General features: G+C 72.8%; 13 protein-coding genes and 1 pseudogene. 3 read left to right on the forward strand and 11 right to left on the reverse strand.

Annotated elements, in window-relative coordinates:
* Positions 1–39 precede the first annotated feature (39 nt).
* On the reverse strand, positions 40–1,341 hold the full coding sequence (locus F4556_RS06850; protein WP_246511367.1) for a M28 family metallopeptidase: 1,302 nt from the start codon (positions 1,339–1,341) through the stop codon (positions 40–42).
* A 317-nt stretch (positions 1,342–1,658) separates the two neighbouring features.
* Between F4556_RS06850 and F4556_RS06855 the strand changes: the two genes are divergently transcribed.
* Positions 1,659–3,437 (forward strand): multicopper oxidase family protein, encoded by a 1,779-nt coding sequence (locus F4556_RS06855; RefSeq protein WP_313068194.1) that lies wholly within the window; start codon positions 1,659–1,661, stop codon positions 3,435–3,437.
* A 65-nt stretch (positions 3,438–3,502) separates the two neighbouring features.
* Here the strand turns inward: F4556_RS06855 and F4556_RS06860 are convergent, their stop codons facing one another.
* The 10 genes from F4556_RS06860 to F4556_RS06905 form a co-directional block, all read right to left on the reverse strand.
* Entirely contained in the window at positions 3,503–3,640 is a 138-nt protein-coding gene (locus F4556_RS06860) for a hypothetical protein (RefSeq protein WP_184912516.1), read from the reverse strand.
* Between the two features lie 112 nt (positions 3,641–3,752).
* Positions 3,753–5,768 (reverse strand): sensor histidine kinase, encoded by a 2,016-nt coding sequence (locus F4556_RS06865; RefSeq protein WP_184912518.1) that lies wholly within the window; start codon positions 5,766–5,768, stop codon positions 3,753–3,755.
* Positions 5,769–5,873: 105 nt separating this feature from the next.
* Positions 5,874–6,545, reverse strand: coding sequence for a response regulator (locus F4556_RS06870; RefSeq protein ID WP_313068195.1), 672 nt, complete (start codon positions 6,543–6,545; stop codon positions 5,874–5,876).
* Positions 6,546–6,609: 64 nt separating this feature from the next.
* Positions 6,610–7,722: an NAD(P)-dependent alcohol dehydrogenase gene (locus tag F4556_RS06875; RefSeq protein ID WP_184912519.1), complete on the reverse strand. Its 1,113-nt coding sequence runs from the start codon at positions 7,720–7,722 to the stop codon at positions 6,610–6,612.
* A 5-nt stretch (positions 7,723–7,727) separates the two neighbouring features.
* Entirely contained in the window at positions 7,728–8,264 is a 537-nt protein-coding gene (locus F4556_RS06880; RefSeq protein ID WP_184912521.1) for a VOC family protein, read from the reverse strand.
* 10 nt (positions 8,265–8,274) lie between these two features.
* Positions 8,275–8,667: a hypothetical protein gene (locus F4556_RS06885; RefSeq protein ID WP_184912523.1), complete on the reverse strand. Its 393-nt coding sequence runs from the start codon at positions 8,665–8,667 to the stop codon at positions 8,275–8,277.
* Complete coding sequence (locus tag F4556_RS06890) at positions 8,664–8,984, reverse strand: hypothetical protein (protein WP_184912525.1); 321 nt, start codon at positions 8,982–8,984, stop codon at positions 8,664–8,666. Before F4556_RS06890 ends, F4556_RS06885 begins: the two co-directional genes overlap by 4 nt.
* A 79-nt stretch (positions 8,985–9,063) precedes the next feature.
* Positions 9,064–9,507, reverse strand: a complete 444-nt coding sequence (locus F4556_RS06895; RefSeq protein ID WP_184912526.1) for a pirin family protein — start codon at positions 9,505–9,507, stop codon at positions 9,064–9,066.
* Positions 9,504–10,217, reverse strand: coding sequence for a cupin domain-containing protein (locus tag F4556_RS06900; protein WP_184912527.1), 714 nt, complete (start codon positions 10,215–10,217; stop codon positions 9,504–9,506). The genes F4556_RS06895 and F4556_RS06900 overlap by 4 nt, the downstream gene beginning before the upstream one ends.
* Entirely contained in the window at positions 10,202–11,368 is a 1,167-nt protein-coding gene (locus F4556_RS06905; protein ID WP_184912528.1) for a sedoheptulose 7-phosphate cyclase, read from the reverse strand. The genes F4556_RS06900 and F4556_RS06905 overlap by 16 nt, the downstream gene beginning before the upstream one ends.
* A 155-nt stretch (positions 11,369–11,523) precedes the next feature.
* On the opposite strand from F4556_RS06905, the pseudogene F4556_RS06910 reads away from it, so the two are divergent.
* Together F4556_RS06910 and hppD are read left to right on the forward strand one after the other, a co-directional pair.
* Positions 11,524–12,135: pseudogene (locus F4556_RS06910) on the forward strand (phosphoribosyltransferase); the annotation flags it as partial.
* 247 nt (positions 12,136–12,382) lie between these two features.
* Positions 12,383–13,519 carry a 4-hydroxyphenylpyruvate dioxygenase gene (hppD, locus tag F4556_RS06915; protein ID WP_376775782.1) on the forward strand — a complete coding sequence of 379 codons (1,137 nt, stop codon included), beginning with the start codon at positions 12,383–12,385 and terminating at the stop codon, positions 13,517–13,519.
* The last annotated feature ends 24 nt before the right edge of the window (positions 13,520–13,543 follow it).

Consider the following 13,543-nt stretch of genomic DNA (forward strand, 5'->3'; position numbering starts at 1 on the left):
CCCCTGGGCAGCAGGAGCCCGGCACTGACGTTCCGTCGGCTAGAAGGTGAGCTTCCAGCTGTTGATGTAGCCGGTGTCCTGGGCCGCGATGTCCTGCACCTTGAGCTTCCAGACGCCGTTGGCGACCTCGCTGGAGGCGTTCACGGTGTAGGTGGTGACCACGTTGTCGGCCGAGTCGCTGGTGCTGGAGTTCTTCAGCCGGTAGGTGCTGCCGTCCGGGGCGACCAGGTCGATCACCAGGTCACCGCGGTAGGTGTGCTTGATGTCCACGCCGACCTGGAGGGCGGCCGGGGCGTTGCCGGTGACGCCGCTGACGGTGACCGAGGAGGTGACCGCCGCGCCGTTGTCCGGGATCTGCACGTCGGCGGTGTTCTCGAAGACCGTGCCGGGCAGCGGCGGGGCCTCGGTGCCCAGGGTCCAGATCGCGTACGCGATGGAGTCGCTGCCCCGGTCCAGCGCGGTGTCGCTGATGTTCGCGCTGGTGTCGCAGGAGGCGTGGTAGCAGGCGTCGAAGTCCTGGCCCGCGGTGCCGCCCCACTTGGTGGCCTGGGCGGCCGTCTTGATCTCGTCGCCGCCGGTGTACAGACCGCCGACCTTGATGCCGACGTTCTTGAACGGGGCGTGGTCGGAGCGGCCGTCGCCGTTGGTCTCGATCTCGGTCGGGACGCCGACGCCGGCGAAGTAGTTCTTCAGCACGCCCTCGAGCTTGGGGTCGTCGTCGTAGACGAAGTAGCCCGGGTTCGGCGAGCCGATCATGTCGAAGTTCAGGTACCCGTCGATCTTGGCCCGCTCGGCGGTGGGCAGGTTGTTGACGTAGTACTTGGAGCCGATCATGCCCAGCTCCTCCGCCCCCCACCAGCCGAACCGCAGGTGCTTGGTGGGCTGCAGACCGGCCCGCGAGACGGCCAGCGCGGTCTCCAGGATGCCGGCCGAGCCGGAGCCGTTGTCGTTGATGCCGGGGCCCGCGGTCACCGAGTCCAGGTGCGCGCCCGCCATGATCACGTGGCTCGCGTCGCCGCCCGGCCAGTCCGCGATCAGGTTGTAGCCGGTGGCACCGCTGGTGGTGAAGGTCTGCAGCGTGGTGGTGAACCCGGCGCCGTCCAGCTTGGCCTTCACGTAGTCGACCGAGGCCTTGTAACCGGCCCGGCCGTGCGCCCGGGTGCCGCCGTTGGCATTGGCTATCGACTGGAACTGGGCCAGGTGCGCCTTGACGTTGGCGACCGGGATGTCCGGGACGGCCTGCACCGTGACGGCGGCCGGCCGGGCCTGGGTCACCTGGGCGGAGGCGGTGGTGGCGAGGAAGCCGGCGGCCAGGGTGGTGGCGAGGAAGCCGGCGGCCAGGGTGGCGGCGGCACCGGTTGCGACGGCGGAGCGGAGCACGCGGGATCGCCGCGAGGCACGCTGAGACAAGGGGAGCTCCAGATTCTGGTGGGGCAGAACGGAACGTGCGGAAGCTGCCGGTCCCGGTGGCCGGTCGGCGGGTAACTCTTGACGCGCCCATGATGATTGGGTGAATACCGAGATCCCGTCAAGGGGTCCGACCACTGCTCCGGACGGCCGAATCGACATCCCCGCAGGACATACCGGGACCACTGCCTCATGAAAACGGGACAACGGATGGCTCACCGTGGAGCCAAACCGACCACCCGGAGGCCACCGTGCCCGACCCCACCGAGCTCACCAAGTTCGCGGACCCGCTGCGAATCCCCCAGGTGCTGCGCCCCGAAGCCGAGCTGACGATCCGCCAGCTCTCGGCCGAGGTGCAGCTGCACTCCGAGCTGCCCCCGACCCCGATGTGGACGTACGAGGGCACCTTCCCCGGCCCGACCATCGAGGTCCGGCGCGGGCAGCGGCTGCGGATCGACTGGCAGAACCGGATCAGCACCCCGTACCCCGCCCAGATCGGCCACCTCCCGGACATCACCATGCCGCCGGCCGAGAACTCCCCTGGCATCGACCCCGCCCTGATCGACCCCAGGGGCCCCGCCCTGCCGCCCTGGCTGGTGGTGCACCTGCACGGCGCGGTCACCAACGGGGGCAACGACGGCTGGACCGACAACGCGGTGCACACCGGCCACTCCCAGCTCTCCGAGTACCCGAACGACCAGGCCGCGATGCCGCTCTGGTACCACGACCACGCGATGGGCGTCACCCGGCTCAACGTGCTGGCCGGGCTGGTCGGGACGTACCTGGTCCGGGACGAGGAGGAGGACCGGCTGCACCTGCCTGCCGGGGAGTTCGAGGTCCCGCTGGTGCTCTGCGACCGGAACCTGGCCACCGGCCCGGACGGCGCGCTGACCGGGCAGCTGCTGCACAAGACGGTCGGCCCGCTGCCGTACTGCGGGCGCTACACGCTGGTGAACGGCGTGATCTGGCCGCACCACGAGGTCAGGCCGCGCTGGTACCGGTTCCGGGTGCTGAACGCCTCCAACTCCCGTCCGTACCGGCTGCACCTGGTCGACCAGGACGGGCAGCGGGTGCACGGCGTGGCCTGGCAGATCGGCAGCGACGCCGGTCTGTTCGGCACCCCGATCCCGCTGCCGGGGCGCGGCCTCAGCCTGGCCCCGGCCGAGCGGGCCGACCTGCTGATCGACTTCACCGCGCTGGCCGGCCGCACCCTGCGGCTGGTCAACTCCGCCCCGGCACCCGCCGAGGGCGCCCCGATCGGCGAGGACGACGCGGTCGGCATCGCCGACCCGGCGAACCGGCTGCCCGACCCGGAGGTCATGGAGTTCCGGGTCTCGGCCGCCGCCGAGCCGGAGCCGTTCGCGCTGCCCGCCGTGCTGTCACCGAGCTTCCGACGGCTGACCCACGACGACATCCCGCACCACAACCACCGGGTCCTGATGATCACTCAGGACACCAGCGCGATGTTCCACTTCTGGGAGATGGAGGAGGTGCCCGAGGCGGAGGTCCCGCCCATCGGCACCACCGTGGACGGGATCGTCCAGGTCCAGGCGGCCGGCCAGGCCGTGCACACCTACCGGCGGGTCTCCGCCGACTTCAACGACCGCCTCAACTGGCGGATCGACGAGGACGCCTGGGAGCAGTGGACCATCATCAACCTGGCGCAGCTGGCCCTGCACCCGGTGCACATCCACCTGATCCAGTTCCAGATCCTCACCCGGGCCACCGTCGACGTCACCGGCTTCGACCCGGTGAGCGGCGGCACCCCGATCGGCAAACCGGTCGGCTGGGACGCCCAGAACCCGATCGACCCCGCCGACCAGGGCTGGAAGGACACCGTCACCGTCTCGCCGCGCGAACTCGTCCGGGTGGCGGGCCAGTTCACCGGGGCGACCGGCAAGTTCATGTACCACTGCCACATCCTCGACCACGAGGACGACGGCATGATGCGGCCCTTCACCGTCTCCCCGGCCGCCGTGATGGCGCTCGACCCGGGCATGGGCCACGGCGGCATGCACCACGAACACTGACCCGTACAGTCCGAAGCCCGGCCAGGGAATCCCTGGCCGGGCGGAAATTCGACTTCCAGAAGGTCTCAGTGGCGCGGCGCCGCTGGTTCCTCCTCGTCGTCGGGCTCGTCGTCGGACTTCTTCTTCGGGCACGGCGGCTGACCCGGGCCTCCGCAGGGGCTGCCGCCCTTGCCGGCCTGCCGGGGTTCGATGTTCGCTGCCATCTGGTGTCTCGCTTCCGCTCTGCGGGGCTTTTCCACCACTGTCCCCCCGGCCGGGTCCCGCCCACATGAGCTCCTGGTCCCCACTGCGCCCAGGACATTCGCCCCGGAACGGTCAGCCGTGCACCCGGGGGAAGACCGCCCGGACCACCGCACCGTCCGCGTCGTTCGCCGCGGTGAACGACCCGCCCAACTCCTCGGCCCGCTCCGCCATCGACCGCAGCCCCACCCCGGCTCCCCCGTTGTGCGCCGGGAACCCCGCCCCGTCGTCGGTCGCCTCGACCGTCACCTCGTCGGCCCCCACCCGCAGCACCAGCCGGGCGGCCGCCGCCCCCGAGTGCCGCACCACGTTGTTGAGCGCCTCGCCGCTGATCCGGTAGATCGCCACCTCCACCGCGGCCGGCAGGGTCGGCAGCGGGTCGGGGTCCAGGTCCAGGGTCACCCGGAGGGAGCGGTTGCCCATCCCGTCCGCCAGCCGGCGCAGCGCTCCGGCCAGCCCCTCGCTGCCGAGCGCGGCGGGGGCCAACCCGTCGGTGATCCGGCGCAGTTCGGTGATCGCCTGCCCGATCCCGGCCGAGGCCGCGGTCAGCGAGGCGGCCACCTCCGACTCGGCGGCCAGGCCGGTCCTGGCCGCGTCGAGCTGCAGCCGCAGCCCGGACAGGGCGGGGCCGAGCCCGTCGTGCAGGTCGTGCCGCAGCCGCCGCCGCTCCTCCTCGCGGGCCAGCACGATCTTCTTCCGGCTGGCCTGCAGGTCCTCGTACAGCCGGAGCGAGGCGATCGCGGGCGAGGCCTGGTCGGCGAGCAGCCGGAGCACCTCGCGGTCCTGCCGGTCCAGCTCGCGCTGCCCGGAGCGCGGCGGCACGGACAGCTCGCCGATCACGGCGCCCTCGTAGCTGAGCGGGAAGCTCTCGGCGGGCAGTTCGGCCTCGCCGAGCCGGGCCAGCTCGCGCGGCCCGCTCCGGGTCCGGACCCGGACGCTCGCGGCGGGCAGGCCGAGCGCGATCACCACGGTCTGGCAGAGCAGCGGCGGCGCCTCGGCGGGCCCGACGGCCTGGCTCATCCGCTCGGCGAGCCGGCGCACCACCTGGTACGGGTGCGCCCGCTCGCCGTAGTAGTACCGGTCCACGGCCCGCACCACGAACCGGGCGGCGGGCCGCAGCAGCGCACCGAGCACCGCCGCCACCAGCACCAGCCACCAGCGCAGGCCCGGCTCGGTGCCGGGAATCAGACGATGGCTCAGGTAGGTGGTGGCCAGCATGCCGATGAACAGCAGGGTGCAGAACGCGTAGCCGGCCAGGTAGCGCCGGGCGGCCCGGTCCAGCGAGAGCGAGCGGTCCCGGCGGAAGGTCGCGATCGGAACCAGCATCCAGGCGGCCTCGCCCGCGACCACCACCGCGTACGGCAGCCAGTCCGGGTAGTCACCGAGGTAGTGCGGGACGGTGACCAGCACGGCCCAGACCAGGTAGGCCGCGACCAGCACGGTCAGGTGCGGGTGCGGCCCGGGCGAGCGCCACCAGCGGATCAGCGCGACGGTGAGGGTCAGGGCCAGGCTGGCGGTGAAGATGTCGAAGGAGTACGGGGAGAGCCAGCCGTCCAGCCACTTGTAGAGCGCGGTGCCGTTGAGTGGGTTCGACAGGGTGTACCACTCGGTGACCCGGGCGGTGTTGGCGAACGCCAGGACCGTGCTCCACGCCGCGACCAGCACGGTGATGCACCGCCAGATCCCGCCGGGCAGCCGGACGTCGGGGAGCCAGAGCGGGAAGCCGATCACCATGAAGGCGTTGGCGATGTCGGCGGCCAGCACCAGCACCACGATCAGCTTCATCGCGCCGGGCCCCGCCCCGGCCAGCGCCGCGGCCAGCAGCACCACCATCCGGAGCGACTGGAGCACGCCGGTGACCAGTAGCAGGACGCCCAGCCCCGACCCGCTCCGGTTGATCACCAGGACCAGGCCGGAGAGGGTGAAGGTCAGGCCGAGCGCGACCCAGACCCCGTCGAAGAAGTAGTAGTCGCTGATGCCTTCGAGCCCCCGGTTGGCGAGAGCGAGTACCACCCAGACCAGGGTGCAGAGCAGTGCCAGGGCGGCAGCCGCGAACGCCCTGGCCGTGGTGGTGCTCTCGTTCTCGCTCATCTGCGCACTCCCTCGACCCTGGCTGACTGGGCGGTCCATGCTCGTCGGCCCGCTGTCCCGACCGCGACGGGCCACGGTCCCGACCCGGTCCCCGGTCCCGGTTCGTCAGTCGCCGCCGAGGCCCATGTCCCTGGCCCGGGCGACCGCCTCGGCGCGGGTGGCGACGTGCAGCTTCTCGAAGATGTGGGTGACGTGGTTGCGGACCGTCTTCTCGGCCACCACCAGCTCGCGGGCGATCCGGCGGTTGTCCAGCCCCCGGGCCACCAGGTTGAGCACCTCGGCCTCCCTGGCGGTGAGCGAGGGGAACAGCTGGCCCGCCTCGCGCAGCTTGGTGCCGGCCAGCAGGGTGGTGATCCGGGCCGCGATCTCGGAGCCGAAGACCGCGCCGCCGGCCGCCACGGTGCGCACCGCGTGCAGCACCTCGTCCCGCCCGGCGCCCTTGACCAGGTAGCCCCGGGCGCCGGCCTGCAGGGCGGCCAGCAGGCTGCCGTCGTCGTCGGCCATGGTGAGCATCAGCACGGGTGCGGTCGGGGTCTGCTCGGCCAGCCTGCGGGCCGCCTCCAGGCCGGAGCCGTCGGGCAGCGAGAGGTCGAGCACCACCACGTCCGGCAGGCACGCGGCCACCGCGTCCGGCACGGCCGCGACGGTCTCCGCCTCGCCGACCACCTCGATCCCGTCGGCGCTCTGCAGGGCGGCCTTCAGCCCCTCCCGGAAGAGCGGGTGGTCATCGACGATCAGTACACGCACCGAACCGGTGTCACTCTGCAGCTCATCCACCTGGCCGACACTACCAGTGAAGGTTATGTGACTTAGTGTGACATGCTGATGGGTCGTCCGGGCTTCAGGGCATGACCAGGACGGGCTTGACCACCTCACCGGCCGCCGCGGCCGCCGCGGCCCGTTCCACGGCGGCGAACGGGAAGGTCCGCACCAGCCGGTCGACCGGCAGCCGGCCCGCCAGGTACAGGTCCACCAGCGCGGGCAGGAATCGCCCGGGCCGGCTGGCGCCCTGGTTGACGCCGACGATCCGGGGCACCCGGTCGAGCAGGGCCGGGACGTCCAGGGCGAGCTGACTACCCGCCGGCGGCGCCCCGACCACCGCGCAGGTGCCGCCGATCGCCAGCGCCCGGACCGCCGCCCCGAGCGCGCCGAGCTGCCCGCTGGTCTCCAGGGTGTGCTCGGCGCCCCGACCCTTCGTCAGCTCCCGGACCGCCTCGACCGGGTCCTCGGCGCCGGCGTCCACCACGTCGGTGGCGCCCAGCTCGTGAGCCAGCATCAGCCGGTCGGGCCGGACGTCCACCGCCACCAGCCGGGCGGCCGGGGTGAGCCGGGCCGCCAGCAGGGCCGACAGGCCGACCGCCCCGGCGCCGAACACCACCACCGTGTCGCCCGGTTCGGGTCGCAGCACGTTCAGCACCGCCCCCGCGCCGGTCTGCACACCGCAGCCGAACGGGGCCAGCAGCTCGGGCGGCACGCCGTCCGGCACCGCGATCGCGTTGCGCTCGGTGGCCAGCGCCAGGGTGGCGAACGAGGACTGGCCGAAGAAGTGCCCGTGCAGCGGCGAGCCGTCGGCGCCGCGGAGCGTGGCACTGCCGTCCGCCCGGCTGCCGCCGAACAGGTTCAGCCGGGGCCAGTGCGCGCACCGGATCGGCTCCCCGGTCCGGCAGTCGCGGCACTCGCCACAGGAGGCGAAGGTGAGCAGCACGGTCTGACCGACCGTCAGCCGGGTCACCGCGCCGCCGACCGCCTCGACCGTCCCGACGCCCTCGTGGCCGAGCACGGCGGGCAGCGGGCCCGGGGTGTGCCCGGCCCGGACGCTCAGGTCGGTGTGACAGATCCCGGCGGCGGCGATCCGGACCAGCACCTCGTCGGGGCGCGGGTCGTCCAGTCGGACCGGCTCCAGGGTGAACGGCTCCCCCTGGCCCCGGACCACGGCGGCGGTGGCGGTCGGCATGGCTCTCAACTCCAGTTCTGCGTCGGCCGGTAGAGCCGGGCCTCGGTCTGCCGCTCGTACGGCAGCCCGGGCGGCAGGTCGATCAGCTCCAGCTGCAGGCCCCACGGGGCCCGGAAGTACACCCAGCGGTCGCCGTCGATCGGGCCGCCGTCGGCCACCGTCTCCGGCCGGCCGAGCACCTGCACGCCGGGCTGGGCCCGCAGGTACGCGGCGGCGGCGTCCACGTCGGTGACCGCGATGGCCAGGTGGTGACCGCCCCAGTCGCTGTTCCTGGGCAGCTCGCGGCGCTGGTCCGGCGAGCTGTACTCGAACAGCTCCAGGTTGGTCACCGGACCCAGCCGGAGCATCGCCACGTACGCGGCGGCCCGGTGGTGGACGCCGAGCTGACGGGTCATCCAGTCCCCGTCCGGATCGTTCACCGGACCGGACCGGTAGAGCAGTTGGGCCCCGATCACCTCGGTGAAGAAGGTGACCGCCTGGTCGAGGTCGGGCACGGTGTACGCGACGTGGTGCACGGCGAGGGCACCGGGGATGGCGCTCATGATTCGATCCTCACGGGCGGGTGCGGCGGCGGGGCAGCGGACGGCGGCGCGGGGCGGGCCGGGCGCCGAGGGTCAGGCAGAGCAGTTCGGCGCCGAGCGGGCCGGCCTGCAGGTCCAGGTCCTGGCCCGCCGGGACCAGCAGCAGGTCACCGGCGTCGGCCAGGTGCTGGGCCCGGTCGGGCCGCTGCTCGGCGACCACCGGGCCGCGCAGCACGTACCAGGCGGCCTCGGTCTCCGGGCGGCCCGCGCGGTGGTGGGTGCCGCCGGGGCTGAGCCGGAGGTGTTCGAAGGACTCGCAGTCGGCGGCGACCAGGTCCCGGCGGGCCAGGCAGCTCACGCGGGTGCGCTCGCTGCCCGGGCCGACCACGGTCATGGCGGACGCGGAGGCGGTGGTGACGATCATCGGGGGCCTTCTCCCGGTACGGCCAGGACGGCGTGGAAGTACTCCAGGCCCGATTCCCCGGCGGTGAGGACGAGTTCGGCGCCCAGCGGCAGCGTGACGGCGGTGCCTTCGGCGAGCGGCACGTCGGCTTCGTCGGTGCTCGCCCGGCCGGCGCCGGCGGTGACGTAGAGCGTGTGCTCGACGCCGTCGGCGGTCAGCTCGATGCTCTGCTGCGGGTCCAGCCAGCTGAGGCCGACACCGCGCAGCGGACCGGTGAGCACCTGGCCGGGGTCGACGGCGCGGCCCCGGCGGAGGGCGGTGATCGCGGTGCTGGTCATCTCGGACGCTCCTTGTTGAGACCTGTTGCTTCGAAGGTGTCCCGCCCGGTGTCCCGGGCGGGAGGGGACGGGGTCCCGATCAGGGCTCACTCCCCGCCGGGACGGCTGCGCCACGGCGGTCCAGGACCGACCTGCCCGGCTCCAACTCCGGCTTGCGTGCCGGGAGTTCACGGCTGACCGCGTCGGGCAGCACGGTCAGGCAGAGCAGCTCGGCGCCGAGCGGGCCGCCGTGCAGGTGCACCCGGCCGCCCTCGGGGGCGAGCAGCAGATCGCCCTCGGCCAGCAGGTGCTGCGGCTGCTCGGGGCAGTCCAGCAGCGCGACCGGTCCGCGCAGCACGTACCAGGCCGCCTCGGTGCCCGCCCGGCCGGCGAGGTCGTAGCAGGCGCCGGGGCTGAGCCGGACGTGGTCGACGGCCTCGGTCTCGCTGTGCAGCATGCCCCGGCGGGCCAGGCAGCGGGTGCGGACCCGCTGGGTGCCCGGGCCGAGGTGCACGGCCGCGTGGGCCGTGTCGGAGACGATCATCGGGACTCCCCGGGTCGTTCGGACGGCGGCACGGTGAGCACCGCGTGGACGTACTCCAGCCCGTCGTTCCCGGCGGTGAAGGCCGCCGAGCTGCCGAGCGGGAGGGTGACGGACCGGCCGGGCTCCAGTGGCACCCGGACGTCCGCGGCGGCGGCCCGGCCGCTGCCGGCCGTCACGAAGACGGTGTGCTCGGTCGCGTCGGCGGCCAGCTCGGTCCGCTCGCCGGGCCGCAGTCGGACCAACTCGAGGTGACGCAGCGGCCCGGTGAGCACCACGCCGGGGTCGATCGGGCCGACCCGGCGCAGGTTGGTCACCACGGCGTGCCGCAGGATCGGGGTGCGTGGTCGGGGTAGTGGGGCGGGCATTTCGATCACCAGCCAGTCCAGCGCCTCGGTGCCCGCGTTGCGGAGACCGTGGGTGGTGCCGAGGCCGGTGAGTACGACATCACCGGCCTCGACGGGGTGGGGCCGGCCGTCGAGGATGATCTCCCCCCGGCCGGTGAGGAGGATGTAGGCCTCCTCGGTGCGGGTGTGCAGGTGCTCCCCGCTGACGCCGCCGGGCGGGAGGCTGGCCCACTCGACCGCCTCCCAGCCGCCCAGCAGTCCCGGCCTGCGGGCCAGGCAGGCCCAGTGGGTCAGGCCGTGGGCCCCATGCACGCCGTGCACGTCCGCGGGGCCGCGGGTGTCGGCGACGATCACGGTGCTACGCATGCCAGTTCCTCCAGTTCGGTGGCCGCCCGGCCGATCTCGGCGGCGGTCAGGTCATCGGCGAAGCAGCCGTCGCCGATCCCGACCGGCAGCGGGAAGCGCTGCCGGCCGTCCCGGTGCCGGATGGTGTCGGTGAGCGCATCGGCCAGCGTCTCCGGCTCCAGCAGCGGGTGCCGGACCGGGAGTTGCAACCGGCGCATCAGGCCGAGGATCCGGTCCCGTTCGGCGGTCTCGACCAGTCCCCTCCGCTGGGCGAGCACCGTGGTCAGCGCCATGTCGAGGCAGACCGCCTCGCCGTGCAGGAGTTCGGGCAGCGCCCGCATCTCCACGGTCGGGCTGAACGAGTGGCCGTAGTCCATCGAGCGCTCCAACCGGTGCTCCCAGAGGTTGGGTTGGAGCTCCTGGAGCATCCCGTGCACCGCCCGGACCAGCACCTCGCCGCCGGGGGTCGGGCCCTGGAAGCGCTGGTCGATCAGCGCCTCGCCGGTCCGGTCCAGCAGCTCGAACAGCTTCCGGTCCTTGATCAGGGCGACCTTGAGGATCTCGGCCAGGCCGTTGCTCAGGTGCCGCTGGTCCAGGGTGGCCAGGAAGGCCGGGTCCAGCAGGGTGGCCACCGCCGGGTGGTAGGTGCCGAGCCGGTTCTTGTGCCGGCCGAAGTTCACCCCGGTCTTGGCCCCGACGCCCGCGTCCACCAGGCCGATCAGCGTGGTGGGCACCCGGACGAACGGGGTCGAGCGGCGGTACAGGCTGCAGGCCAGGCCGACCACGTCCATCAGGACGCCGCCGCCCATCGCGATCACCGGCTCGGCGCGCCGGGAGACCCCGAAGTGGTCCATCCACTCGGCGACCCGGAACACCGACTCCATCGTCTTGACCTCCTCGTGCGCCGCCAGCACGCCGAGCTCGACCGCCAGGCCCCGGGTCCCGAAGTAGGCCCGGATCTTGTCGCCGTAGAGCGCGTGCACGGTCTCCTCCACCACCACCAGCCGCCGCCCCGGGGTGGCACCGGCGCTCGCCAGCGCCGGGTTGCCCGGGTTGAGCAGCTGCGGGGTGAAGGCCACCTGGTAGGTGACGGGGAGGGCGGTACTGACCGTCCAGGCACTCACCGGCTCGCCGGTGGTGAACAGCCCGTGGTTGTTGGTCTTGCCGGCCACGGTGGGCCTCCTTCGTCGTCCTCGGTTCGGAGCTCCACCGTCGCGAGCCCGACGTCCCGGACGCACGGGGGCTCCGCCCGCACCCGGTCCCGGTCGGCCGAACGGGACATCCGGGGTCACGGACCGGGACGTACGGTGGGATGGGAGGCAGTGCGATGTACTTCACCGACCGGAAGGACGCGGGGCGGCAGCTGGCCGCCCGGCTCGGGACGATCCCCGACGCGGTGGTGGTGGGCCTGCCGCGCGGCGGCGTACCGGTGGCCGCCGAAGTGGCCAAGGTGCTCGGGGCACCGCTCGACATCTGCGTGGTGCGCAAGCTCGGGGTGCCGCGCCAGCCCGAGCTCGGCATGGGGGCGATCGGCGAGGGCGGCGCCCGGGTGGTGAACGAATACGTCCGCCAGGCCGCCCATGTGACGAACGCTCAGCTCGCCGCGGTGGAACGCGCCGAACAGGCCGAGCTGGCCCGCCGGGCCGAGCGCTACCGGGGCGGCCGGCCGCCGGTCGAGCTGCGCGGGCGGACCGTCGTGGTGGTGGACGACGGGATCGCCACCGGCTTCACCGCCAAGGCCGCCTGCCGGATCGTCCGGCAGCGCGGCGCCGCCCGGGTGGTGCTGGCCGTCCCGGTCGCGCCGGCCGAGTGGCGGGACGGGCTGCGCGGCGAGGCCGACCGGCTGGTCTGCGTGCACGAGCCCCGGGGGTTCCTGGCGATCGGCGCGTTCTACGCCGACTTCGACCAGACCACGGACGCGGAGGTGCTCGACGCTCTACTCGGCTGACCGGACGCGGCACAAGAGTCACGATCGGCACTGGACAATCTGACCAGCCCTGGCGGGTCCCGGCTGCTCAGCTTGTACACATTGAGCAGCCGATCATCGTCCTGTTGCCCGATCAATCCGGCGGGAGCAAGCTCAGCGCACCGCAAGCCTCAACGTGGAGGAACCCATGACCGCCAACGCCGTTGAACTGACCCCCGAGGAGCTGGAGGCCGGGCTCGACGCGGAGCAGCTGCGCCGCCTGGTGGGCCTGGTCGAGCACGACGCCGCCGGTGACCCGTTCCCGGTCATCGCCCAGGACGCCATCGTCTTCGTGGTGGGCAACGCCACCCAGGCGGCCCAGTTCTACCAGGCCGTCTTCGGCATGGAGCTGGTCGCCTACTCCGGTCCCGAGACCGGCCGCCGGGACCGCAAGGCCTTCGTGCTGCGCTCCGGTTCCTGCCGCTTCGTGATCAAGGGCGGGGTCTCCCCTGACAGCGCGCTGCTGGACCACCACCGCCGCCACGGCGACGGTGTGGTGGACCTCGCGCTCGAGGTGCCGGACGTGGACAAGTGCATCGCGCACGCCCGGGCCACCGGCGCCACCGTGCTGGAGGAGCCGAACGACGTCACCGACGAGCACGGCACCGTGCGGCGCGCCGCGATCGCCACCTACGGCGAGACCCGGCACACCCTGGTCGACCGCTCCCGCTACCACGGCCCGTACCTGCCCGGCTTCGTCGCCGCGCAGACCCGGGTGCAGCGCCCGGAGGGCCACCCCAAGCGCCTGTTCCAGGCCCTGGACCACGCGGTCGGCAACGTCGAGCTCGGCAAGATGGACGAGTGGGTCGGCTTCTACAACCGGGTCATGGGCTTCGAGAACATGGCCGAGTTCGTCGGCGACGACATCGCCACCGAGTACTCGGCGCTGATGAGCAAGGTGGTCGCCAGCGGCAACCACCGGGTGAAGTTCCCGCTGAACGAGCCCGCGATCGCCAAGAAGAAGTCGCAGATCGACGAGTACCTGGAGTTCTACGGCGGCCCCGGCTGCCAGCACCTGGCGCTGGCCACCAACGACATCCTGACCACGGTGGACATCCTGCGCGCCAACGGCGTGGAGTTCCTGAACACCCCCGACTCGTACTACGACGACCCGAAGCTGCGCGAGCGGATCGGCAAGGTCCGGGTCCCGGTCGAGGAGCTCAAGAAGCGCGGCATCCTGGTCGATCGTGATGAGGACGGCTACCTGCTGCAGATCTTCACCAAGCCGCAGGGCGACCGGCCGACGGTGTTCTTCGAGTTCATCGAGCGGCACGGTTCGCTGGGCTTCGGAAAGGGCAACTTCAAGGCCCTGTTCGAGTCCCTGGAGCGCGAGCAGGACAAGCGCGGCAACCTCTGAGACCGGCTCGGGAGGATCACGAAG

It is taken from the genome of Kitasatospora gansuensis (assembly GCF_014203705.1).
Classification (GTDB): domain Bacteria; phylum Actinomycetota; class Actinomycetes; order Streptomycetales; family Streptomycetaceae; genus Kitasatospora; species Kitasatospora gansuensis.